This is a genomic window from Paenibacillus sp. WC2504 (genome assembly GCF_052682475.1).
On the sequence record NZ_JBQZFH010000001.1, the window covers coordinates 463,336 to 487,048 of the forward strand.

24 protein-coding genes and 1 other annotated feature are annotated in these 23,713 nt (G+C 46.0%); of the genes, 23 read left to right on the forward strand and 1 reads right to left on the reverse strand.

Annotation, left to right across the window (positions count from 1 at the left end; genetic code table 11):
- The first annotated feature begins 52 nt into the window (after window positions 1-52).
- The 4 genes from clpC to pssA all read left to right on the forward strand — a co-directional run bounded on the left by clpC (window position 53) and on the right by pssA (window position 5,974).
- Window positions 53-2,494, forward strand: coding sequence for an ATP-dependent protease ATP-binding subunit ClpC (gene clpC, locus ACUN27_RS02105; protein ID WP_315956008.1), 2,442 nt, complete (start codon window positions 53-55; stop codon window positions 2,492-2,494).
- 157 nt (window positions 2,495-2,651) lie between these two features.
- Complete coding sequence (radA, locus tag ACUN27_RS02110) at window positions 2,652-4,019, forward strand: DNA repair protein RadA (RefSeq protein WP_315956007.1); 1,368 nt, start codon at window positions 2,652-2,654, stop codon at window positions 4,017-4,019.
- A 39-nt stretch (window positions 4,020-4,058) separates the two neighbouring features.
- The gene (disA, locus tag ACUN27_RS02115) at window positions 4,059-5,138 is read left to right on the forward strand and encodes a DNA integrity scanning diadenylate cyclase DisA (RefSeq protein WP_315956006.1); all 1,080 of its coding nucleotides are present in this window, start codon (window positions 4,059-4,061) and stop codon (window positions 5,136-5,138) included.
- A gap of 86 nt (window positions 5,139-5,224) precedes the next feature.
- A complete protein-coding gene (pssA, locus tag ACUN27_RS02120) occupies window positions 5,225-5,974 on the forward strand; it encodes a CDP-diacylglycerol--serine O-phosphatidyltransferase (protein WP_127457562.1) in 750 nt (249 codons plus the stop codon).
- A gap of 87 nt (window positions 5,975-6,061) precedes the next feature.
- Here the strand turns inward: pssA and ACUN27_RS02125 are convergent, their stop codons facing one another.
- Window positions 6,062-6,457 (reverse strand): DUF1573 domain-containing protein, encoded by a 396-nt coding sequence (locus tag ACUN27_RS02125; protein WP_127457569.1) that lies wholly within the window; start codon window positions 6,455-6,457, stop codon window positions 6,062-6,064.
- 156 nt (window positions 6,458-6,613) lie between these two features.
- Between ACUN27_RS02125 and ACUN27_RS02130 the strand changes: the two genes are divergently transcribed.
- From ACUN27_RS02130 to rpoB, 19 genes are all read left to right on the forward strand, one after another.
- The gene (locus tag ACUN27_RS02130) at window positions 6,614-7,681 is read left to right on the forward strand and encodes a PIN/TRAM domain-containing protein (RefSeq protein ID WP_315956005.1); all 1,068 of its coding nucleotides are present in this window, start codon (window positions 6,614-6,616) and stop codon (window positions 7,679-7,681) included.
- 97 nt (window positions 7,682-7,778) lie between these two features.
- Complete coding sequence (gene ispD, locus ACUN27_RS02135) at window positions 7,779-8,483, forward strand: 2-C-methyl-D-erythritol 4-phosphate cytidylyltransferase (protein WP_315956004.1); 705 nt, start codon at window positions 7,779-7,781, stop codon at window positions 8,481-8,483.
- Window positions 8,480-8,965, forward strand: coding sequence for a 2-C-methyl-D-erythritol 2,4-cyclodiphosphate synthase (gene ispF, locus ACUN27_RS02140; RefSeq protein ID WP_157326760.1), 486 nt, complete (start codon window positions 8,480-8,482; stop codon window positions 8,963-8,965). Before ispD ends, ispF begins: the two co-directional genes overlap by 4 nt.
- Window positions 8,966-8,995: 30 nt before the next feature.
- Complete coding sequence (gltX, locus tag ACUN27_RS02145) at window positions 8,996-10,450, forward strand: glutamate--tRNA ligase (RefSeq protein ID WP_315956002.1); 1,455 nt, start codon at window positions 8,996-8,998, stop codon at window positions 10,448-10,450.
- Between the two features lie 346 nt (window positions 10,451-10,796).
- Window positions 10,797-11,468 carry a serine O-acetyltransferase gene (gene cysE, locus ACUN27_RS02150; RefSeq protein ID WP_315956001.1) on the forward strand — a complete coding sequence of 224 codons (672 nt, stop codon included), beginning with the start codon at window positions 10,797-10,799 and terminating at the stop codon, window positions 11,466-11,468.
- Window positions 11,449-12,849, forward strand: a complete 1,401-nt coding sequence (gene cysS / locus ACUN27_RS02155; protein WP_326063007.1) for a cysteine--tRNA ligase — start codon at window positions 11,449-11,451, stop codon at window positions 12,847-12,849. The genes cysE and cysS overlap by 20 nt, the downstream gene beginning before the upstream one ends.
- Window positions 12,846-13,277 carry a Mini-ribonuclease 3 gene (locus ACUN27_RS02160; RefSeq protein WP_326063008.1) on the forward strand — a complete coding sequence of 144 codons (432 nt, stop codon included), beginning with the start codon at window positions 12,846-12,848 and terminating at the stop codon, window positions 13,275-13,277. The genes cysS and ACUN27_RS02160 overlap by 4 nt, the downstream gene beginning before the upstream one ends.
- Before the next feature lie 54 nt (window positions 13,278-13,331).
- Window positions 13,332-14,072, forward strand: coding sequence for a 23S rRNA (guanosine(2251)-2'-O)-methyltransferase RlmB (gene rlmB, locus ACUN27_RS02165; RefSeq protein WP_445558317.1), 741 nt, complete (start codon window positions 13,332-13,334; stop codon window positions 14,070-14,072).
- 5 nt (window positions 14,073-14,077) lie between these two features.
- The gene (locus tag ACUN27_RS02170; RefSeq protein WP_315955997.1) at window positions 14,078-14,590 is read left to right on the forward strand and encodes an NYN domain-containing protein; all 513 of its coding nucleotides are present in this window, start codon (window positions 14,078-14,080) and stop codon (window positions 14,588-14,590) included.
- Window positions 14,591-14,708: 118 nt separating this feature from the next.
- Window positions 14,709-15,353 (forward strand): RNA polymerase sporulation sigma factor SigH, encoded by a 645-nt coding sequence (gene sigH, locus ACUN27_RS02175; protein WP_315955996.1) that lies wholly within the window; start codon window positions 14,709-14,711, stop codon window positions 15,351-15,353.
- A gap of 232 nt (window positions 15,354-15,585) precedes the next feature.
- Window positions 15,586-15,735, forward strand: coding sequence for a 50S ribosomal protein L33 (rpmG, locus tag ACUN27_RS02180; RefSeq protein ID WP_079418041.1), 150 nt, complete (start codon window positions 15,586-15,588; stop codon window positions 15,733-15,735).
- A 19-nt stretch (window positions 15,736-15,754) separates the two neighbouring features.
- Window positions 15,755-15,967 carry a preprotein translocase subunit SecE gene (gene secE, locus ACUN27_RS02185; protein WP_127457552.1) on the forward strand — a complete coding sequence of 71 codons (213 nt, stop codon included), beginning with the start codon at window positions 15,755-15,757 and terminating at the stop codon, window positions 15,965-15,967.
- 24 nt (window positions 15,968-15,991) lie between these two features.
- The gene (nusG, locus tag ACUN27_RS02190; RefSeq protein WP_126144113.1) at window positions 15,992-16,525 is read left to right on the forward strand and encodes a transcription termination/antitermination protein NusG; all 534 of its coding nucleotides are present in this window, start codon (window positions 15,992-15,994) and stop codon (window positions 16,523-16,525) included.
- A gap of 89 nt (window positions 16,526-16,614) precedes the next feature.
- Window positions 16,615-17,040: a 50S ribosomal protein L11 gene (gene rplK, locus ACUN27_RS02195; RefSeq protein ID WP_029196472.1), complete on the forward strand. Its 426-nt coding sequence runs from the start codon at window positions 16,615-16,617 to the stop codon at window positions 17,038-17,040.
- 115 nt (window positions 17,041-17,155) lie between these two features.
- The gene (gene rplA / locus ACUN27_RS02200; protein ID WP_127457551.1) at window positions 17,156-17,848 is read left to right on the forward strand and encodes a 50S ribosomal protein L1; all 693 of its coding nucleotides are present in this window, start codon (window positions 17,156-17,158) and stop codon (window positions 17,846-17,848) included.
- A gap of 54 nt (window positions 17,849-17,902) precedes the next feature.
- Window positions 17,903-18,056 (forward strand) — a sequence feature (ribosomal protein L10 leader region).
- Between the two features lie 65 nt (window positions 18,057-18,121).
- Window positions 18,122-18,631, forward strand: coding sequence for a 50S ribosomal protein L10 (gene rplJ / locus ACUN27_RS02205; RefSeq protein WP_127457550.1), 510 nt, complete (start codon window positions 18,122-18,124; stop codon window positions 18,629-18,631).
- A 63-nt stretch (window positions 18,632-18,694) separates the two neighbouring features.
- On the forward strand, window positions 18,695-19,060 hold the full coding sequence (gene rplL / locus ACUN27_RS02210) for a 50S ribosomal protein L7/L12 (RefSeq protein WP_127457549.1): 366 nt from the start codon (window positions 18,695-18,697) through the stop codon (window positions 19,058-19,060).
- 134 nt (window positions 19,061-19,194) lie between these two features.
- On the forward strand, window positions 19,195-19,791 hold the full coding sequence (locus ACUN27_RS02215; RefSeq protein WP_326063010.1) for a class I SAM-dependent methyltransferase: 597 nt from the start codon (window positions 19,195-19,197) through the stop codon (window positions 19,789-19,791).
- Between the two features lie 379 nt (window positions 19,792-20,170).
- A complete protein-coding gene (gene rpoB / locus ACUN27_RS02220; protein ID WP_315955994.1) occupies window positions 20,171-23,710 on the forward strand; it encodes a DNA-directed RNA polymerase subunit beta in 3,540 nt (1,179 codons plus the stop codon).
- Window positions 23,711-23,713 lie beyond the last annotated feature (3 nt).

A 23,713-nucleotide genomic window follows, 5' to 3' on the forward strand; every position in this document is an offset into this window, starting at 1 on the left:
AGATTCATCCTTTAGGTTTTCCATAGATATACTACTTTTGGAGGTGTTCTCTATGATGTTTGGCAGATTTACAGAACGTGCGCAAAAGGTGCTTTCTTTGGCTCAAGAGGAAGCAGTTCGCTTAGGGCATAACAATATTGGTACTGAGCACATTTTGTTGGGTCTTATTCGTGAAGGGGAAGGTATCGCCGCGAAAGCACTCGTTGCTTTGGGTTTAGGTCTTGAAAAAATTCAAGATGAAGTCGAATCCCTGATCGGCAGAGGACAAGAGCAGCCTACCAACATTGCGTATACACCTAGAGCGAAAAAAGTCATTGAGTTGTCCATGGATGAGGCAAGAAAATTAGGTCACACGTATGTGGGGACTGAACATATTTTACTGGGGCTAATTCGTGAAGGTGAAGGCGTTGCTGCGAGAGTCCTTAACAATCTAGGTGTTTCTTTGAACAAAGCTCGCCAGCAAGTGCTTCAATTGTTAGGCAGCAGCGAGACAGTGTCTCCAAGCCACGGTAACACTCAGAATGTGAATACACCTACATTGGATGGTTTAGCGAGAGATCTGACCGCATACGCCAAAGAAGGGCATTTAGATCCCGTTATCGGCCGCAGCAAAGAAATCGAACGCGTGATTCAAGTGTTAAGCCGCAGAACGAAAAACAATCCGGTGTTGATCGGTGAGCCAGGGGTTGGTAAAACAGCAATTGCTGAAGGCCTCGCTCAGAAAATCATTAATAATGAAATCCCGGAAACGTTGAAGGATAAAAGAGTTATGACACTCGATATGGGATCTGTGGTAGCAGGGACCAAATATCGCGGTGAATTTGAGGATCGTCTCAAAAAAATTATGGACGAAATTCGTCAAGCAGGGAACATCGTGCTCTTCATCGATGAGCTTCACACGTTGATCGGTGCTGGTGGTGCAGAAGGTGCGATTGATGCCTCTAACATTTTGAAGCCGGCTTTGGCGAGAGGCGAGTTGCAGTGCATTGGTGCTACGACGCTGGATGAATACCGTAAATACATCGAAAAGGATGCTGCGCTGGAGCGTCGCTTCCAACCAATCACAGTGGATCAGCCGTCCCCTGAGGAAGCCATCCAAATTCTCTACGGACTGCGTGACCGCTACGAAGCTCACCACCGTGTGAAAATTACGGATGCTGCTATTCAAGAGGCCGTTAAGCTCTCTGATCGTTATATCACGGATCGTTTCTTGCCGGATAAAGCGATTGACTTGATTGATGAGGCTAGTTCCAAAGTGAGACTTCGCTCTTACACAATACCGCCTTCATTGAAACAGCTTGAGAACAAGCTGGAGGATATCCGTAAGGAGAAGGATGCCGCGGTTCAAAGCCAGGAGTTTGAGAAAGCAGCTGGGCTTCGCGACACGGAACAAAAGCTTCGTGAAGAACTGGATACAACGAAAAACGACTGGAAGGAAAAACAAGGTCGTTTGGATACTGAAGTAACGCCGGATGATATTGCTCAAATCGTAGCAAGCTGGACAGGAATTCCTGTGAGCAAGCTAGCGGAAGAAGAAACAGATCGTCTGCTCAAAATGGAGGACATTCTCCATGAACGCGTCATCGGACAGGAAGAAGCGGTGAAAGCCGTTAGCCGCGCGATTCGCCGTGCTAGAGCAGGCCTCAAAGATCCGAAGCGTCCAATGGGCTCCTTCATCTTCTTGGGACCTACTGGTGTGGGTAAAACTGAGCTAGCTCGTGCATTAGCAGAGTCTCTATTCGGAGACGATAACGCGGTAGTTCGGATCGACATGTCGGAATACATGGAGAAACACTCGACTTCTCGTTTGGTCGGAGCGCCTCCAGGGTATGTTGGCTATGAAGAAGGCGGCCAATTGACGGAGAAAGTTCGCCGCAAACCATACTCGGTTGTATTGCTCGATGAGATCGAGAAAGCACATCCAGAAGTTTTCAATATTCTGCTGCAAGTGCTGGAAGATGGCCGTCTGACGGATTCCAAAGGACGTACAGTCGATTTCCGCAACACATTGATCATCATGACTTCCAACGTTGGCGCGGAAATGATTAAGAAAAACTCCTCACTTGGCTTTACAGCCGCTCTGGATGCTGGTAAAGATTATACCAACATGAAAGATAAAGTGATGGGCGAGCTCAAGAAAAGTTTCCGTCCTGAATTCCTTAACCGGATCGACGAAATCATCGTCTTCCACTCTTTGGATGAGAAACATATCGCTGAAATCGTTTCTTTGATGGCGGATGATCTTCGCAAACGTCTGAAAGAACAAGAAGTTGACTTCTTGTTGACAGACAAAGCCAAAGCCTTCTTGGCCAAAGAAGGATACGATCCGACCTACGGCGCAAGACCGCTTCGCAGAGCGATTCAGAAGCATATTGAGGACCGTCTGTCTGAAGAGCTTCTCAGAGGCAACATCGCGAAGGGCGACTCCTTAACGATTGATGAGAGTGAAGGCGAGCTGGTTGTCCGGAAGGGCGAAGGCGTAGCAGCTAAATAAAAGCAAGCAAAGAAGCATTTTGCTGCATCCGTTGCTGGGTGTGGCAAAATGCTTTTTATTTTCAGATGACCTTTCATGGACTTCGTAAAAATGGTAAACTTTATTGGTAAGGATAGCCAAATATTGAATTTGAAAGATCTAAGGAGTCACTTACGTCATGAGTAAACAGAAGACGAAATTTTGCTGTCAAGAGTGCGGTTATGAATCCCCAAAATGGATGGGCAAATGCCCAGGTTGTCAATCTTGGAATACGATGGTGGAAGAAGTCGAAACGGTGGTACGTACAAAGGGGATGAATTCTTCTGCCCCTCGCACGAAAGAAAAACCGACCCCCATCATACATATAGAAAGTAGCCCAGAGCCTAGGGTTGTGACCAGCAACAAGGAATTGAATCGCGTCTTAGGCGGAGGTATTGTGCCTGGATCTTTGATTCTCGTAGGTGGAGATCCGGGAATCGGGAAATCAACGTTACTGCTCCAAACTTCTTTCGAGCTGACGCAAGCACATCAGAAGGTGCTTTATATATCGGGGGAAGAGTCCGTTAAACAGACGAAGCTTCGTGCGGATCGCTTGAATGCCTCATCTCCGCTGCTTTATGTTCTTTGTGAAACGAACCTTGAGCTTATTGAGGAAGCCATTCAAGAAATTGAACCCGATTTTCTGGTGATTGACTCTATTCAGACTGTCTACCACCCTGCCATCACATCGGCCCCGGGCACCGTTTCGCAAGTTCGGGAATGCACGGGTCACTTTATGAGAATAGCTAAGGGGAAAGGGATTGCAACGGTCCTTGTCGGCCATGTGACGAAGGAAGGCGCCATTGCGGGACCTAGGATGCTGGAGCACATGGTCGATTGTGTTCTTTACTTCGAAGGGGAGCGGCATCATTCCTACCGTGTACTCCGCGCAGTCAAGAATCGATTCGGGTCTACGAATGAAATCGGAATTTTTGAGATGCAGGAAGCAGGACTTGTCGAAGTGAGCAATCCCTCCGAGCTGTTCCTGTCCGAGAGACCGCTCGGTGTTGCCGGTTCTACCGTGGTTGCGAGTATGGAAGGAACACGTCCCGTATTGGTAGAGATTCAGGCGTTGGTTTCTTCGACGAATTTCCCATCTCCAAGAAGGATGGCGACTGGTGTCGATCACAACCGACTTTCTTTGATCATCGCCGTTTTAGAGAAACGCATGGGCATGTTCCTTCAGAATCAGGATGCTTATTTGAACGTGGCTGGCGGCGTCAAGCTTGATGAGCCTGCCGTTGATTTAGCCATTGCGATTAGTATCGCATCCAGCTTCCGGGATCATGCAACGAGACCTTTTGATGTCGTGTTCGGTGAGATCGGGTTGACCGGTGAAGTCCGTGGGGTGTCACGGATTGATCAAAGGGTGAAGGAAGCGGAGAAATTAGGATTCCGCAGAGTCATTATGCCAGAGAAAAGTTTGAAGGGGTGGACGCATCCGCCCGGTATGGAGATTATTGGGGTGAATACAGTGTCCGAAGCATTGAAAGCGGCACTGGATTAGCTCTGAATCATTCAACCTGCAAGCCTTCAGGAGGAAACTATGAGTAAAGAAGAGACAAAGCGAGACGTCATGAGCCAATTGCTGCAAATGGTAGCGCCTGGCACATCGTTCCGTGACGGTTTGGAGAATGTATTACGCGCCAAAACGGGCGGACTTATTGTTGTTGGATACAGCGCGGAAGTAAGGGAAATTGTCGACGGCGGCTTTTCGATCGATTGTGATTTTTCACCTAATTATTTATATGAACTTGCCAAAATGGATGGAGCGATCATCCTCAGCGAAGATATCAAACGTATTCTCTATGCAAATACGCAATTAATCCCGGATTCCTCCATTTCCTCATCGGAGACTGGAATCCGCCATCGGACTGCTGAACGTGTTGCGAAGCAAACCAATAAGCTGGTTGTTTCGATTTCGCAACGTCGCAATGTCATCACCCTTTATCAAGGAAACTTGCGCTATGCGCTCAAAGATATAGGCGTTATCTTAACGAAAGCCAATCAAGCCATCCAAACGTTGGAGCGGTACAAAGTGGTTTTGGATCAGTCGCTGACGAACCTGAGTGCGTCGGAGTTTGAAGAGCTGGTTACGCTCCACGATGTCACCAATGTCATTGCCCGATTTGAAATGGTGTTGCGCATTAAGGCGGAAATCAATCGCTATATTAACGAGTTGGGGAATGAAGGCCGTTTAATAAGCATGCAATTGGAAGAACTTGTTGGCAATGCGGAACTTGAAGCGCGTTTGCTCGTAAAAGATTATGTAAGGGAATTATCCGAAGACCGAGTCAAAGAAATGCAGGCTGGCTTGAAGCGATTATCTTCGGATGAGTTGCTGGAACCGCACCAAATCATTCGATTACTCGGCTATCCGCATACAAATTCTATTGTTGAAGAACCGGTTTCCCCACGTGGGTTCAGGGTTCTTGGGAAAATACCGCGGCTTCCCTCGATCATTATTGCGAATCTTGTAGAGAAATTTGGCTACCTGCCGCACATGATGATGGCAACGATTGAAGAACTGGATGAAGTTGATGGTATCGGTGAAGTGAGGGCGCGCGCTATTAAAGAGGGCCTCAAAAGAATTCAAGAACAAGTGTTCATTGACAGACATATTTAAAGTGGATACAATCATAAAGTATCTAATGTTGAGGTTTTATAAAGTCAAGTTTAGGGCATAGTAAATCCAGAGGTGGACAAAAACATATGTTAACGAAATCAATTCCCAGTCTTTTTACAGTAGGGAACTTATTCCTAGGTGTTCTGTCGATTATTCTTGCTTTCAGTGGTGAGCATGGAGTCGCAGCTGTACTTGTCATCGTTGCCATGCTGCTTGATGGTCTTGACGGCCGTGTAGCAAGGGCATTGAATGCACAGAGTGAATTTGGTAAAGAGCTAGACTCGCTTTCCGACGTTATTTCTTTCGGTGTAGCACCTGCCTTTATCATGTATGTAGTGGCTTTTAATGATCCGAGTGTGATCAGTCCGGCATTTGCTTGGATCGTCACGGCGATCTTCCCCATTTGTGGAGCACTTCGTTTGGCTCGTTTCAACGTTGTTGCTGGTACACCTGGTTATTTCATCGGTTTGCCGATTCCGGCTGCTGGTGGTGTACTTTGTACATTAGCGTTGTTCGTGAACGAAATTAACGTCTACGTGCTTTTGGTAAGTACGATTATGTTGTCATACTTAATGGTAAGTACAGTGAAGTACCCGAACTTCAAGAAAGCGGGTATTCCTAAAGCGGCAATCTGGATTACACCAGTTATCGTTGCCGTAGCTGTCCTGATTGCAATCAAATGGCCTGAGTCCATTTCCAAAATGATCTTCGTACCGCTCCTGTTGTACGCGCTTTATGGCTTAAAAAAAAACGTTGATGGGTTTTTCATCCGAATCCGCAGAAAGAACAAGCGACGCGGTGTAGACGATTCAAACTCCGTTAAGTCCGACGTTTAATCGGCAAATGGCAAAAATAAAAAGCATTTATTTTCTTCTGATCATCTCAGAGAAAATAAATGCTTTTTTGTTTGTTCATCTTCATGTTCATGACATGTTGAAAAGTCCTAGTGTTGTGCATTTCTTGGATTCATTCTCAACGACTTGTTCCAGGTTAACATCAAGAATGTTGCTTAGTGCGGACATATAGAACAAATTCCTGCCCAGTTCACTACTGACAACCTCGATGCATTGTTCACACAAGTGACCGGATACATGAGTGCCCAGCACATCCTTAGCCTCATTCAAGGTCATCTCTGGATGGTATTCTTGCTTCGCTGCGTTGACCTGAATACATCCACATTCTGTAATGGATTTCACCACGGAACGGTTAGCAGCTGCACCGGACTGTTGAAATTTGGATAAGACATCAAGCAGACTTCGGTGACGGAGCAACAATTCGGATACTTGATCTTGAAACTGCTTTAAAGTCAAGGAGCTCATTCCATCCACCTCGGGTGTGTTGGTAACTTCCAATTTCATTATAATGGAAGCCCCTTAATATTTCAATTTTACATCTGAATTAGTGATTAACGATGGATAAATTGGAACATAATTGTAATGAAGCTTTATCAATATGTTGATGCAGGAGGTGAATCTATGATGAGGAAATGGGTACAGTTCATTTTGGCCATCATGGGTGCTAGTTTAGGATTTGGATGGAGTGATGCCATCCTTCGAACGACAGGTTTCATGAATGAGTCAGGAAAAGCAATAGTCATCAATAGTTTATGCGCGCTAGTTATGTTCATTCTTTCAGCATGGGTTGCAGGCAAGGGGATGAAGCTGCTTGTCAAAGGGGAAAGAAATGTTGCGGACATCCCTGTGTCCGATCTGCTCTCAGGTACATTAGGACTAGTAATTGGACTGCTTATATCGGTATTGATGTTCCCTGTGCTCGATCAGGTGAAGTGGGCAAGTCCTATTTTACCCTTCGTCGTCTCGGGGGTTCTAGCAGTTATGGGGTTTCGCATTGGTTACAGCAAGCGGGAAGAGCTGGTTCAGATTATTGCGATGAGCCGGGTGGTCGCTCCAGAGAAGCAGACACACCGTCCTTACGAGGAACATAAGATTCTCGATACAAGTGTCATTATTGACGGGCGTATTGCGGATATTTGCAAAACAGGATTCATCGAAGGGACCCTCGTTATACCTGAGTTTGTACTTGAAGAGCTGCAGCATATTGCGGACTCATCGGACTTGCTCAAGCGGAATCGCGGGCGGCGCGGACTTGATATTTTGAACAAAATTCAAAAGGAACTCGAAGTGAAAGTGCTGATTTATGAAGGCGATTTCGAAGAGATTTCCGAAGTAGACAGCAAGTTGGTTCGTCTGGCGAAGGTGCTGCAAGGCAAAGTGATTACGAACGATTTTAACCTGAATAAAGTCTGTGAATTGCAAGGTGTTTCCGTGCTAAATATCAACGATTTGGCGAATGCCGTGAAGCCTGTTGTTCTGCCGGGTGAAGAAATTATTGTTCAAGTCATTAAAGATGGCAAAGAGCATGGACAAGGTGTCGCTTATCTTGACGATGGCACGATGATTGTCGTAGAAGGCGGTCGTGAGTTCATTGGCATGACGCTCGAAGTGATGGTTACTAGTGTGCTGCAAACATCGGCGGGCCGAATGATTTTCGCGAAACCGAAATTATTGGAAAAAGCGCAATAAAACCAGTATGATAAGGAGATGTAACATAGCACTTACTAGTTGATAGGAAAGCTTTCGAATAGAAAGCGCTCAGTTGGAGTTGGAGGGCTTAGGACTTATGGGGAAGCTAGGGGTTATCCTCGTGGCGGCGGGCAAGGGCTCGCGCATGGGAACGGCGGAAAGCAAACAATATTTACAACTGGGACAGAAGCCAATTCTGGTACATACGTTGCAATTATTTCAAAACATACATGAAGTGAATGAAATCATTTTAGTTGTAGGCGGAAATGACGTAGAGCGCTGTACAGGCTATGTGCAGAGCTATGCGCTTTCCAAGGTCACTCATGTGCTAGCAGGCGGGGCGGAGCGTCAGGACTCCGTCAGACGGGGCCTAGAAGCCCTAGAGCAGGATACCGCTTGGGTACTCGTACATGACGGTGTTCGTCCTTTCGTCAAAAAAGAACATGTGTTCGATTGTCTATTAAAGGCGAAAGAACAGGACGCGGCTGTGCTGGCGGTACCCGTGAAGGATACGATCAAAATCGTAGATTCCGAAAAGCGAATACAATCTACACCGGATAGACGAAGCTTGTGGGCCATCCAAACCCCGCAAGCTTTTCGGCTTTCTCTTTTACAGGAGGCGCACCAGCGTGCACTTCAGGAAAACTTCCTGGGGACAGACGATGCTATGTTGGTAGAGCGTATAGGAACAACGGTGCATGTTGTTGAAGGGGACTATTACAATATCAAGATAACTACACCGGAAGATTTGCCATGGGCAGAATGGATACTACAAAACGTAAGGGGAGAGGAACAACAATGATTCGCGTAGGACAAGGATTTGATGTTCATCAGTTGGTGGAAGGCCGTAAATGTATTATTGGAGGCGTGACGATTCCTTATGAAAAGGGGCTGCTCGGCCATTCCGATGCGGATGTGCTCCTGCATGCGGTTAGCGATGCGATTCTAGGCGCGCTGGGCTTAGGAGATATCGGGAAGCACTTCCCGGATACGGCGGCGGAATTCAAGGATGCGGACAGCCTGGTCCTTTTGAAACACGTATGGCAGCTTGCCAAAGATAGAGGATATCGTCTGGGGAACACAGATTCCACGATTATTGCCCAGAAGCCGAAGATGGCACCATATATCCCGCAAATGGTTGAAATTATTGCCGATGCATTAGAAGCGAAACCGGAGCAAGTCAATGTGAAAGCTACGACGACGGAGCAGCTAGGTTTCACGGGACGAGGCGAAGGGATTGCGGCGCAATCGGTTGTTTGTTTAATTCGAGATGTGCTAGAATAGCAGGTATTATTGGGGAGAGAGGGTATAGTCATGAACCAACCTTTACGTGTGCGCTATGCACCAAGTCCAACGGGACATTTACATATAGGCGGTGCTCGTACAGCACTTTTTGATTATTTATTGGCGCGTCGCCATGGCGGTGCCTTCGTTGTGCGGTTTGAAGATACGGATCAAACCCGTCACAAAGAATCCGGCATTGAGGATCAATTGAATGGTCTAAGATGGCTTGGATTAGAGTGGGATGAGAGCGTAGATATCGGGGGGCCGTATGGTCCTTATCGTCAGATGGAAAGACTTGATATTTATCAAACCCACCTCAACCAGCTTCTTCAAAGTGGTCATGCGTATCCTTGCTACTGTTCGGAAGCCGATTTAGAGCAGGAGCGAGCAGAACAGGAAGCGCGCGGCGAGATGGGCGGTTACTCCGGGAAATGCCGTCACTTGACGCCTGAGCAAATTGCCGCTTTTGAAGCGGAGGGCCGCAAGCCTTCGACTCGATTCCTTGTACCTGCGGACCGCATCATCGGCTTCGAAGACAAGGTTCGCGAGCATGTTGAGTTTGAATCCAATGGCATCGGCGATTTTATTATCGCGCGCCCTGACGGGATTCCTACGTATAACTTTGCTGTTATCGTGGATGACCACATGATGAAAATTAATTTGGTTATTCGCGGAGAAGAGCATCTGTCCAATACGCCTAGACAAATTCTGATGTATGAAGCTCTCGGCATGCCTGTTCCGGAATTCGCGCACTTGGCGCTGATTCTCAATCAGGACCGGAAGAAGATGAGCAAGCGGGATGAGTCTATTATCCAGTTCATCGAGCAGTACCGGGAGTTAGGTTATTTGCCGGAAGCCGTTGTGAACTTTATCGCTCTGTTGGGATGGTCTCCTGGTGGCGAAGAAGAGATGTTTACGAAGGAAGAATTGATCGCCCAGTTTGACCTCGACCGTGTGTCGAAGAGTCCAGCTGTGTTTGATATGGATAAATTGAACTGGATGAACAACGCCTATTTGAAAAAAGCTCCGCTCTCTCGCGTTGTTGAGCTGTGTGTACCTCATCTGCAAAAGGCCGGATACATCGAGCCGCAGTTGGATGAAGCGGGCCAGGCGTGGGTGACGGCTCTAATCGGCCTCAATCAAGAGAGAATGCGCTTCGCGGCGGAAATTGTCGAACTATCGAGCATCTTCTTCAAGGAAGAGCTTGTTATCGACGAGGAAGCGGCAGCTGTTTTGAAAGAAGAGCATGTGCCTGTCGTATTGACCAGCTTCTTGGGGCAAGTCGAGCAAGCTGAGTCTTTCACGGTAGAAGCAATCCCTGCTTTGTTGAAGCAAGTTCAGAAGGATACGGGTTATAAAGGGAAGCAATTGTTTATGTCGATCCGTTCTGCGCTGACAGGGCAAGTGCATGGACCTGATCTAAATGTGTCGCTTTACCTGCTTGGAAAAGAAAAAGTCGCTTCGCGTCTACGGAACTTGTTGTAATACAGGGTTCTTTTCGCTATACTTAATTCAATAAGGAACGCAATGATCAGGAGAGTACGTTTATTTAGGGATTTATCAGAGAGGATAATCGAAGCCGTCAGGCTTTGGCTGTGAGTTATCCATTCCCTGTAACCGGAAATGCACCTGGGAGCTGCCGCGCCGAATACTCGGATTCAGAGTAAGGTAGGCGCAGCCGAAATGCCCACGTTACGGGTTATTGAGTTGGGAGACTTCCGAGTCACCAAGCAGAGTGGAACCGCGATTAATTACGCCTCTGCAGCCATATGGCTGCGGGGGCTTTTTATTATACGCAGGAGTATGATTTCCTACAAAAGAAGGTGAGAGCATGTGGCGAACGATCAAATCTGATATTTCCGCCGTATTCGATAACGACCCGGCTGCACGCAGCTGGTTTGAGGTTGTGTTTACTTACTCTGGCCTGCACGCCATATGGGCCCATCGAGTCGGTCATTGGTTTTATAAAAGGAAGATGTTCACTATTGCCCGTATTGTTTCCCAGTGGAGCCGTTTCATGACAGGTATCGAGATTCATCCAGGTGCTACGATCGGCCAAAGATTGTTTATTGACCATGGGATGGGTGTCGTCATTGGGGAAACCTGTGAAATTGGCGACGATGTGATTTTGTATCAAGGGGTAACACTGGGGGGGACTGGGAAAGAAAAGGGTAAGAGACACCCAACTATTGGCAATAATGTAGTTATTGGATCAGGTGCCAAAATTTTGGGCTCCTTCCTTGTTGGCGAGAATTCACGAATTGGCTCCAATGCGGTCGTTATCCAAGAGGTTCCTTCGAACAGTACCGTTGTAACGATGCCTGCTAAGCTTGTGAAGCGGGATGGTGTGCGTGTGAACCGGTTGGACCATGGCAATTTGCCGGATCCGATTATTGATATATTCCAGGAAATGCAGCAGCAAATTAATGAATTACGAAGACAGTTAGAACTAGAACGGGTTAAGAATGGAGGAGCGAGAGAACATGACGCTCAGAATGTATAATACGCTAACACGCAAGAAGGAAGAGTTTGTGCCTTTAGAACCAGGTAAGGTAAAGATGTATGTGTGCGGCCCGACCGTATACAATTATATCCATATTGGCAATGGCAGACCGGTCATTTTCTTCGATGTTGTACGCCGCTTTTTAGAGTCTCAGAACTATGAAGTCACTTATATTACAAACTTTACCGATGTGGATGATAAAATGATTCGTAAAGCCGAGGAAATGGCTGTTACCGTTCCGGAGCTGGCAGAAACTTTCATTGCCGCCTTCTTGGAGGATATCCAAACGCTTGGGGTACATGACGCTACTTTGAATCCCCGCGTAACGGAAAATATTCAAGAAATCATTGAATTTATCGCTGCTTTAGTTGAGAAAGGCTTCGCTTATGAAGCACGCGGCGACGTCTATTACCGGACGACCAAATTCGCTGAATACGGCAAACTTTCACATCAAAATCTGGAAGAACTCCAATACGGAATTCGCATTGAAGTGGATGACCGCAAAGAGAATCCGCAGGATTTTGTTCTTTGGAAAGCGGCCAAACCGGGAGAGATCTATTGGGATAGCCCTTGGGGCCAAGGTCGTCCTGGCTGGCATATCGAGTGCTCTGCGATGGTGCGCAAATATCTGGGCGAAACGATTGATATTCACGGCGGCGGTCAAGATCTGACGTTCCCGCATCATGAGTGCGAAATCGCCCAAACCGAAGCGGTGACTGGCCAACCAATGGCCAATTACTGGTTGCACAATGCGTTCCTTAACATTGATAATGAAAAAATGTCCAAATCGCTGGGGAATGGCATTCTCATCCGCGATCTTGTGAAGCAAATCAAACCGGAAGTTTTCCGTTTCTTTATGTTATCCGCTCACTACCGCAATCCGTTGAACTTCAGCGATGAGAGCCTCAAACAAGCGGCTAATGCGTTGGAGCGCATTCAAAATGCAAATGATAACCTGAAGCATCGTCTGGCCACAGCCTCAATAACAGGCGAGATCGAGGCTGCTCATACGGAGCGTGTAGCGGCGATTGCCAGTCAGTTCGTCGAGAAGATGAACGACGACTTTAATACCCCGGATGCGATCACGGCGGTGTTCGACCTCGTTGCAGAAGCGAATCTGTACCTGCAGCAGGAGCGGGTGAATGCTGCCGCTTTGCGAATGTTCCTGGATCAGCTGCAGGTATTTGATCAGACGTTGGGGATTTTGTCGAAACAGGCTGACGAATTGTTGGACGAAGAAATTGAGCAGTTGATTGTCGATCGGACGGAAGCGAGGAAGTCGAAGAACTGGGCACGTGCGGACGAAATCCGCGATCTGCTCACAGAGAAAGGGATATTCCTTGAGGATACACCGCAGGGAATTCGTTGGCGCCGCAAATGAGTGAAACTTTTACTGATGCTGCGAATCTGTTCGTTTTTCCGCCGTCCAAGAGCCCTCATTTGCTGAATCCTCTTGTGCTTGCCTATATTGGCGATGCCGTCTATGAGGTCTATATTCGGCAATATGTGATTTCTGGCGGGAACCACCGGCCCAATCATTTGCACAAAGCAGCGACCGGCTATGTATCGGCTAAGGCGCAATCCAAGGTTTTGGATGCGTTGATGCCGATGCTGACGGAAGAAGAGATTGACATGGTGAAGCGCGGACGCAATGCCAAATCAGGAACGACAGCCAAAAACGCGGATGTGCTTGAATACCGGCATAGCACCGCGTTTGAGTGCTTAATTGGATATTTGTATTACAAGCAATCTTTTGAGCGGTTGAAGGAAATATTGGATTTTGTTCTGACACATAAGAATAAAGCTTAATCCTTTTTGGATGTAACTTTTGTTAAACGAGGAATTTTTAGGAGGAAGCAAGAGATGGATGAGGAATATATTGGCGGGAAGCACTCCGTAATGGAGGCGATCCGTGCCGGTCGAACAATCAACAAGATTTGGATTGCTGAGAATGCACAGAAGCAATTCGCTGGCCCGATTGTAGCGGAGGCCAAAAATTTAGGGATTCTTGTACAATTTACAGATAAACGCAAGCTTGATCAAATGGTAGAAGGGCTTCAGCACCAAGGAGTTATAGCGCAAGTAGCAGCCTATGAATACGTAGAAGTAGAGGATATTCTTGCTAAAGCTAAAGCGCTTGGCCAGGATCCTTTTATCCTCATTCTTGATGAGATTGAAGATCCGCATAATCTGGGTTCGATCCTGCGAACAGCGGATTGCACGGGAGTTCACGGTGTCATTATTCCCAAAAGACGTTCCGTAGGGCTGACAGCTACGGTTTCCAAGACATCGGCGGGAGCGGTAGAGTATGTTCCTGTTGCTCGAGTAACCAATATCTCGCAGACTATCGAGCAGCTCAAAAAGCAGGGAGTTTGGGTCGCGGGAACGGATGTGACTGCAGCGCAAGACGTATATAAAGCGAATTTCAGTATGCCCATAGCTCTTGTCATTGGCAACGAGGGGAAAGGTGTTGGAAGGTTGATTAAAGAGAGATGTGACTTCTTAGTTAAACTGCCGATGGCGGGACATGTGAACTCTCTGAATGCTTCTGTTGCCGCGGGTGTTTTGATGTATGAAGTGGTTCGCCAACGAAATAAGAGTTAAAGCAGATGGAAGAGTTTCTAATCGTAGACGGCTACAATATCATAGGCGCATGGCCTGAACTGAGTAAGCTGAAGGATACCGACCTGGAAGGGGCCCGCGATAAGTTAATTCATATGCTGGCGGAATACCAATCGTACTCGGGTATGAAGGTATACCTGGTTTTTGACGCTTACATGGTACCGGGGCTTGGGAAGAAGTATGTACAGAGCAAGTTGAACGTCCTCTACACCAAAGAGAAGGAAACCGCGGATGAACGGATCGAACGATTGGTTACGAATCTGATGGGAAGACGTAAACAAATCTATGTGGCCACCTCCGATATGATTGAGCAGCATGTTATTTTCGGTAAAGGAGCTCTTCGATTGCCGGCTGGTGAACTTCTCATCAAAATCAAACAGAATCGCAAAGAAGTTCGAGACCGCATTCAACCAGAAACGACAGCGAAACGCAATCCGTTTGAAGGCAAATTGAGCAACGAGTTGAAGGCGCAGTTCGAACGATGGCGAAGAGGGGAGTAATCCTCCAAATGCTAGAAATGGTGGGGGTCCCCGTTGACGGTGTGAGATTTCATCATGTATACTTAACCTAAACTTTTAATGTGAATCTGGGTAGTCCTGCAGGCCGGAGGGATTGTTGGTGAGTGTCGACCTCAAAGAACTGAGAATGTATGATTATGACCTCAAGCCAGATGAAGACATTGTCGAGGCAGTCCGTGAAGGCAGTAGCGAAGCGTTGGAATATCTTATCAACAAATATAAGAATTTCGTGCGTGCCAAAGCACGTTCTTATTTTTTGATAGGTGCAGACCGAGAAGATATTGTGCAGGAAGGAATGATAGGTTTATATAAATCTATCCGCGACTTCCGAGGAGACAAGCTTGCTTCTTTTAAAGCCTTTGCTGAACTGTGCATTACCCGACAGATCATCACGGCGATTAAGACAGCAACACGTCAGAAGCACATTCCTCTTAATTCCTACGTGTCACTGGACAAGCCTATCTATGATGAAGATTCTGATCGTACGCTGCTTGACGTCATCAGCGGTTCCAGGGTCACAGATCCTGAGGAGCTTGTGATTAATCAAGAAGAATTTACGGGACTTGAAGATAAAATGGGAGAGATATTGAGTGAATTAGAGCGTAGGGTTCTTATGCTCTATCTCGATGGGAGATCCTACCAAGAAATTGCGGTGGACCTTGATCGTCATGTCAAGTCGATTGACAATGCTCTTCAACGTGTGAAACGCAAGCTTGAACGCTATTTGGAAGTTAGAGATTTGTAGAATGTGCCCGCGCTGCCTTGCTTGGTCTTGGCTGCGCGGGCCTTTTATTTGTACGAGGTTTATTATCATACCGGAGCGTCTATACTGATATTACTCTTGCGATTGTGAGACTTCTTCCTTGACACTCTGTAACCGGTTGTGATAAAGTATTTCAGGTAGCCCTAAAAGTCGCTTTCTTTTTGACGCGCTTCGAAGGGCTTTAATTAGAACGTGTCTGTAGGAGGTGTACATCATGCGGGTCATCATCACATTAGCGTGCACAAATTGCAAACAAAGAAACTATGCATCCACTAAAAATAAGCGCAACAATCCCGACCGTATTGAGTTGAAGAAATATTGCAAATTTTGCAATGAACATACTGCTCATCGCGAGACTAGGTAGTTCTTTGGAGGTGTAGTTTGTGGGGTTCTTGGCTAGAATGAGACAAAGCTTCGGATCCACTTTTTCCTTCTTCACCGACAGTTGGACAGAACTCAAAAAGGTCAAGTGGCCAAGTCGCAAAGAGATGATCACCTATACGCTTGTTGTGTTGGGTACTGTAGCTTTTGTTGCTATTTATTTTTTTGTGCTGGATCTTGGAATTTCTGAGTTGCTGCGCCTTGTTTTTAAATAAACAGGACTATAGGTGAATTTATTCATGGAAAAAAGATGGTACGTCGTACATACCTATTCAGGGTATGAGAACAAAGTGAAAGCCAACCTGGAGAAACGTGTTGAATCCATGGAAATGACGGACAAGATCTTCCGTGTGCTTGTGCCTATGGAAGAGGAACTGGTAAATAAAGACGGCAAGAAAAAAGTCGTCATGCGTAAAGTTTATCCAGGTTATGTTCTCGTAGAAATGATTCAGACGGACGACTCTTGGTACGTAGTTCGTAATACGCCAGGAGTCACTGGATTCGTAGGCTCTACGGGATCCGGCTCTAAACCGACTGCATTATTACCTGAGGAAGTTGAATCTATTTTGAAGCATATGGGAATGGAAGAGCCGAAGGCGAAGATCGACTTCGAACTCAAAGAGACCGTACGCGTCAAGGTGGGACCTTTCGCAAACTTTGTCGGATCTGTTGAGGAAATTGTGGCTGACAAGGGTAAACTTAAGGTGCATGTCAACATGTTTGGTAGGGAAACCCCGCTTGAGCTCGATTTCGACCAAGTGGAAAAGCTATAACACAAGACAACCAAGGGTTTCTACCAGGTCTATTCCTCGGGATAGACCTTCGTTAGTGGGATCTATATTATAAACAGGAGGTGTCTAACATGGCAAAAAAGGTTATTAAAATCGTGAAGCTTCAAGTTCAAGCTGCGAAAGCAAATCCAGCACCACCGATCGGTCCAGCATTGGGTCAAGCAGGTGTGAACATTATGGCTTTCTGTAAAGAGTTTAACGCTCGTACTGCTGATCAAGTAGGCCTTATCATTCCGGTTGAGATTACAGTATTCGAGGATCGTTCCTTTACATTCATCACTAAAACGCCTCCGGCTGCAGTTCTTCTTCGCGTCGTTGCTGGTATCGAAAAAGGATCCGGTGAACCAAACAAAAAGAAAGTTGCAACTGTGAAACGTGCAAAAGTTCGCGAAATCGCAGAACAAAAAATGCCTGACCTGAATGCTGCATCCGTTGAGGCTGCAATGCGTATGGTTGAAGGTACAGCTCGCAGCATGGGAATCACTATCGAAGATTAATTCCGCAAGGAATGCGGCTGTGTAAACAGCGGTTTACGTAGAAGTTTTCTTGGAAAACTTTGAGGTCGCTCGGTGGGAGGATTATCCGCTAATACCACTAAGGAGGATATACATTATGCCTAAACACGGTAAGAAATACCGCGAAGTATCTCAGCTTGTTAATGCTGAAACTTTGTACGATCCGTCAGAAGCAATCGAGCTTGTTAAGAAAACAGCTCCTGCTAAATTTGATGAAACTGTAGATGTTGCAGTTCGTCTGGGTGTAGACCCAAGAAAACAAGACCAGGCTGTTCGTGGTGTCGTAGTACTTCCACACGGTACTGGTAAAACGAAACGTGTACTTGTATTTGCTAAAGGCGAGAAAGCGAAAGAAGCTGAAGCAGCTGGTGCAGATTTTGTTGGTGATGCTGACATGATCAACAAAATTCAACAAGGTTGGTTCGAGTTCGACGTTTGCGTAGCTACTCCAGACATGATGAGCGAAGTTGGTAAACTGGGTCGTATCCTCGGGGGTAAAGGTTTAATGCCGAACCCTAAAGCAGGAACAGTTACTTTCGACGTTACGAAAGCTGTTCAGGAGATCAAAGCTGGTAAAATCGAGTATCGTCTTGACAAAGCAGGACAAATTCATGCTCCACTTGGTAAAGTATCTTTCGATGCAGACAAGTTGAACGAAAACTTCAAAGCATTGGTTGATGCGCTTGTAAGAGCGAAACCAGCAGCTGCTAAAGGTGTTTACCTGAAAAACATTGCTGTATCCTCCACAATGGGACCAAGTGTTCGAGTGAACGTAAGCTCCTTCAGATAAGTAATAGCTTCCAGTTGACTTCGGTTGCTGGGCGTGATACTCTATCAAAGGTCATAAAAATGAATATGCAAACCGTAGACAGTAGGTGCCTCGTGCTTAATTTCCTACCGAGGTGTTATGATATATATAGCGATTTCTTTGTACATCAGGGAAAAAGTGAACACATCATGCCTTCGTAGCGTCTACGAAGGCATTTCTTATTGTTATAAGGAATGCTGATGCTCCTACAGTTTGTGATATTGAATCATAAATGCATAAGAAGTGAGGTGTACTATGGCAAACGCGAAAATTCTTGCAGAGAAACAACAAGCGGTAGCTGAAGTAACTGAAAAGTTCAAAGCTAGTGCTTCTACAATCATCGCTGACTACCGCGGTTTGAACGTAGCTCAAGTAACTCAGCTGCGTAAAACCCTGCGCGAAGCTGGTATTGAATTCGTAGTTCTCAAGAACTCGTTGGCTAGACGCGCATCGGCAAATGCTGAACTAAGTGAATTGGATGAGTACCTAACAGGTCCTACTGCCATTGCTTTCAGCAAAGACGATCTAGTTGCTCCAGCGAAAATCTTGACTGAATTTGCGAAAAAGAATGATCAATTGAGCGTAAAAGGTGGCGTGGTCGAAGGCCGCGTAGTTGGATACGATCAAATTAAAGCACTTGCTGAACTTCCATCCAGAGATGGTCTTCTCTCCATGTTGCTTAGCGTTCTTCAAGCTCCTGTTCGTAACTTTGCACTTGCTGTTAAAGCAGTTGCTGAGAAAAAAGAAGCTGAAGGTCAAGCTTAATTTCAGTTTACGAAGTGTTTTACAACAACAAACTAATTTATTAATGATAATGGAGGTTTAACCATGAGCACAAATGCAACGATCCTAGAAGCAATCAAAGGCATGACAATCTTGGAATTGAACGACCTGGTTAAAGCAATTGAAGAAGAGTTTGGCGTAACAGCAGCAGCTCCAGTAGCAGCTGGCGGTGGCGCAGCAGTAGCAGTAGAAGAAGCTCAAACTGAGTTTGATGTTATCTTGACTAGCGCTGGTGCTTCCAAAATCAACGTAATTAAAGTAGTTCGCGAAATCACAGGTCTTGGCCTGAAAGAAGCGAAAGATCTAGTTGACGGCGCTCCAAAACCAGTAAAAGAAAAAGTTAGCTCCGAAGAAGCAGAAGCTGTTAAAGCTAAGCTTACAGAAGCTGGCGCATCTGTAGAAGTTAAGTAATTTCTTTTCAGGAAACCTCTTGAAGCTTGCCTTCAAGAGGTTTTTTTACCTAAGCTTTTACCCTTAGGAAAGCCTTAGGAACGCTCGCAGTTATTTGATTTTCCTATTGGTAAAAATGAGGAGGGAATCTTAACGTGTCAGAGCATTATTATACGCAGCGTCCTACAGTTAAGCATGATGTCAATGTAGCGCAAGAGGAACTGCGTGGCAGAAAGTACACATTCCTGACGGATGCTGGCGTCTTTTCGAAAAAAGGTGTGGATTATGGAAGCAAACACTTAATCGAAACGATGCAGTTGAAAGAGGATGCCAAGGTGCTTGATGTTGGTTGTGGTTATGGACCGATTGGCTTATCAGCAGCGGTGATGTGTCCGAAGGGGCATGTGACAATGGTCGACATTAATGAACGGGCTATTGAGCTAAGTACTGAAAATGCACGGCGCAATGGAATTACTAATGTGTCGATCCTACAGAGCGATCTTCTGGAGGAGGTGAAAGAGCAACGTTTCGATGTTGTGCTCACCAATCCTCCAATTCGCGCCGGTAAAGAAATTGTACACCGCATTTTTACAGATGCCTATGATTGTTTGGTTGATGGCGGATCGATATGGGTTGTCATTCAGAAAAAACAAGGTGCGCCTTCAGCGATGAAGAAACTTGAGTCTGTCTACAACGAAGTTGTCGAAGTATCCAAGGACAAAGGGTATAAAATACTCAAGGCCACAAAGTAAGGCTTCAGTATTATGTAAGCGGAAGTCTTATCTGACAATCGTGGAAATTAGTTTGACTTGATTTTTCATATGTGGTATTATTAAAAAATGTCAGTATTAAGATGGGACACATGTCTTTAGTTAACAAAAATGTCAAGTCTTTTTTTCCTCCAGGATGAATAAAATTTGAACTCGTAACGTATAATGTTTGAATTTTAGGAAACTCTAACAGGATGGGAAGAAATATTTGGAAAGTCTTATTGATTACAGGGAAAAATCTTCATCCATACAGTCGCTTAATTCGGACGGGCTCCAATAACGGAGGCGTCCTGAGTGTACGTCGGTCGAAGTTTTTCTTCTTCTTTTTATTTATTGAGTAGAGTTGAGGGGTGAATGAAAGTTGGCGGGACATCTTGTTCAATTTGGACGACGTAAACGCAGGACTTATGCACGAATTAATGAGGTGCTGGGCATTCCAAACCTGATTGAAATCCAGCAAAAATCGTATGAGTGGTTTTTGGAAGAGGGATTACGTGAGATGTTTCAGGATATCTCTCCGATTCAAGATTTCACAGGTAACCTAGTACTGGAGTTTATTGACTATAGCTTAGGCGATCCTAAGTATTCGGTTGATGAATCCAAAGAACGCGACGTAACCTATGCGGCGCCGTTAAGAGTCAAAGTCCGTTTGATTAATAAGGAAACCGGCGAGGTCAAGGAACAGGAAGTGTTCATGGGGGATTTCCCTATTATGACCGATACGGGAACGTTCATTATTAACGGTGCGGAGCGTGTAATCGTCTCCCAGCTCGTTCGTTCCCCCAGTGTTTATTATAGCACGAAAGTGGATAAAAACGGCAAAAAAACTTACACGGCAACGGTTATTCCGAACCGTGGGGCTTGGTTGGAGCTTGAGACGGATGCGAAGGATATTATCTATGTTCGTATCGATCGCACGCGCAAAATTCCAGTTACGGTATTGCTTCGTTCTTTAGGATTTGGCACAGATGCAGAGATTTTGGATTTGCTCGGTGACAACGAATATATCCGTAATACGCTCGATAAAGATAACACGGATTCTACGGAAAAAGCGTTAATCGAAATCTATGAGCGTCTTCGTCCGGGTGAGCCACCTACGCTTGATAATGCAAGAAGCTTGATCGTTGCTCGTTTCTTTGATCCGAAGCGTTATGATTTGGCTAACGTAGGTCGTTACAAAATCAATAAAAAATTACACATCAAAAATAGATTGTTCAACCAACGTCTAGCTGAAACTTTGGTAGATTCCGAAACGGGAGAAATCATCGCCGAAGCAGGACAATTGCTGGATCGTCGTGTATTAGACGAAATCCTTCCTTTTATCGAAAAAGGAGCAGGCTACAAAGAGTTCTCCATTCCAAAAGGTGTAACTGGCGCGGATACAATCCCTGTTCAGTGCATTAATGTGTACTCACCTACAGAAGAAGGCAAGGTTGTTAAAGTAATCTCTAACGGGGTTATCGACAAACAAGTTAAAAACATCACGCCTGCCGATATCATTTCATCCATTAACTATTTCATCAACTTGCTGCATGGCATCGGGAATACGGATGATATTGACCACTTAGGTAACCGTAGACTTCGTTCTGTTGGTGAGTTGCTGCAAAACCAATTCCGTATCGGTTTATCCCGTATGGAACGTGTTGTTCGTGAACGTATGTCCATTCAAGACGCGAATGTCATTACGCCGCAAGCATTGATCAACATTCGACCAGTTATTGCGTCGATTAAAGAGTTCTTTGGTAGCTCTCAGCTTTCTCAATTTATGGACCAAACGAACCCGCTTGCTGAGTTGACGCACAAAAGACGTCTATCTGCACTCGGACCGGGCGGTTTGACGAGAGAACGCGCAGGGATGGAAGTTCGTGACGTGCATCACTCTCACTATGGCCGTATGTGTCCAATTGAGACTCCAGAGGGACCGAACATTGGTTTGATCAACTCCTTGTCTACGTTTGCCCGTATTAATGAGTATGGCTTCATTGAAGCTCCATACCGTTGGGTAGATCCGAAGACGGGAACTGTTACTGACCAAATCGCTTACCTGACTGCTGACGAAGAAGATAACTACGTTATCGCGCAAGCGAACGCGCAGTTGACGGAAGATAACAAGTTCGTTGATTCAGCGATTATCGTACGTTACAAGGATGATAACTTAACGCTGCCGGTTGAACGTGTCGACTATATGGACGTTTCTCCGAAGCAAGTTGTTTCCGTTGCGACTGCGTTAATTCCGTTCCTTGAAAACGATGACTCCAACCGTGCGTTGATGGGATCCAACATGCAGCGTCAAGCGGTACCGCTTTTGATTCCAAAAGCACCTCTTGTTGGTACAGGTATGGAGCACAAAGTCGCTAAGGACTCGGGAGTATGTATTGTCTCCAAATTTGATGGAATTATTGAGAAAGCTGCTGCAAATGAAATTTGGCTGCGCCGCCAGGAAATGGTAGACGGCAAATTGGTTAGCGGTAATATCGTCAAATATAAGCTTCACAAATTCATGCGTTCCAACCAAGGTACGTGCATTAATCAACGCCCGATCGTGAAGAAGGGTCAATTGATTAAAGCTGGAGATATTCTTGCTGATGGACCATCGACCGAGCAAGGCGAATTGGCTTTGGGTCGTAACGTTGTCGTTGCCTTCATGACTTGGGAAGGTTACAACTACGAGGATGCGATCTTGTTAAGCCAGAAGCTTGTGAAAGAAGATGTCTACACATCCATTCACATTGAGGAATATGAGTCAGAAGCACGTGACACGAAGCTGGGACCTGAAGAGATTACGCGCGATATCCCGAACGTTGGGGAAGATGCGTTGAAGAATCTTGACGAGCGCGGAATTATCCGTGTCGGTGCTGAGATCGGCGCAGGCGATATCCTTGTTGGTAAAGTAACACCTAAGGGTGTAACTGAACTTACTGCGGAAGAAAGATTGCTGCATGCGATCTTCGGAGAGAAAGCTCGTGAAGTTCGTGATACGTCCCTTCGCGTACCGCATGGTACAGATGGTATCGTTGTTGATGTGAAAGTATTTACTCGTGAGAACGGCGATGAGCTGCCTCCAGGCGTGAACCAACTCGTACGTGTCTACATTGCGCAAAAACGGAAAATTTCCGAAGGCGACAAAATGGCGGGACGTCATGGTAACAAAGGGGTAGTAGCACGTATTCTCCCTGAAGAAGATATGCCTTTCCTTCCGGATGGTACGCCGGTTGAAGTTGTACTGAATCCACTAGGGGTTCCTTCTCGGATGAACATCGGTCAAGTGCTTGAAGTCCACTTAGGTATGGCTTCCAAGTACCTTGGTATCCATGCAGCTACGCCTGTATTCGACGGAGCGCGTGAGTACGACGTATTTGATGCAATGGAAGAAGCCGGCATGCAACGCAGCGGTAAAACGATTCTGTACGATGGTCGTACAGGGGAGTCGTTCGAACGTGAAGTTACGGTTGGCGTCATGTACATGATCAAATTGGCACACATGGTTGATGATAAAATCCATGCCCGTTCCACAGGACCTTACTCCCTTGTTACTCAGCAGCCGCTGGGTGGTAAAGCACAGTTTGGTGGACAACGTTTCGGGGAGATGGAGGTATGGGCGCTTGAAGCATACGGTGCTGCCTATACGCTGCAAGAAATTCTTACTGTGAAGTCCGATGACGTCGTGGGACGTGTGAAAACATATGAGTCCATTGTCAAAGGTGAGAATGTTCCAGAACCGGGTGTTCCGGAATCATTCAAAGTTTTGATCAAAGAACTTCAAAGCTTAGGTATGGATGTCAAAATCCTTTCCGGCGACGAAGAAGAGATCGAAATGCGAGAAGCCGATGATGACGATGAAGTCACTAGCGATAAATTAAACCTAAATTTAGAGGGCTCTGAATTAGGAGTCAACGAATAAAGA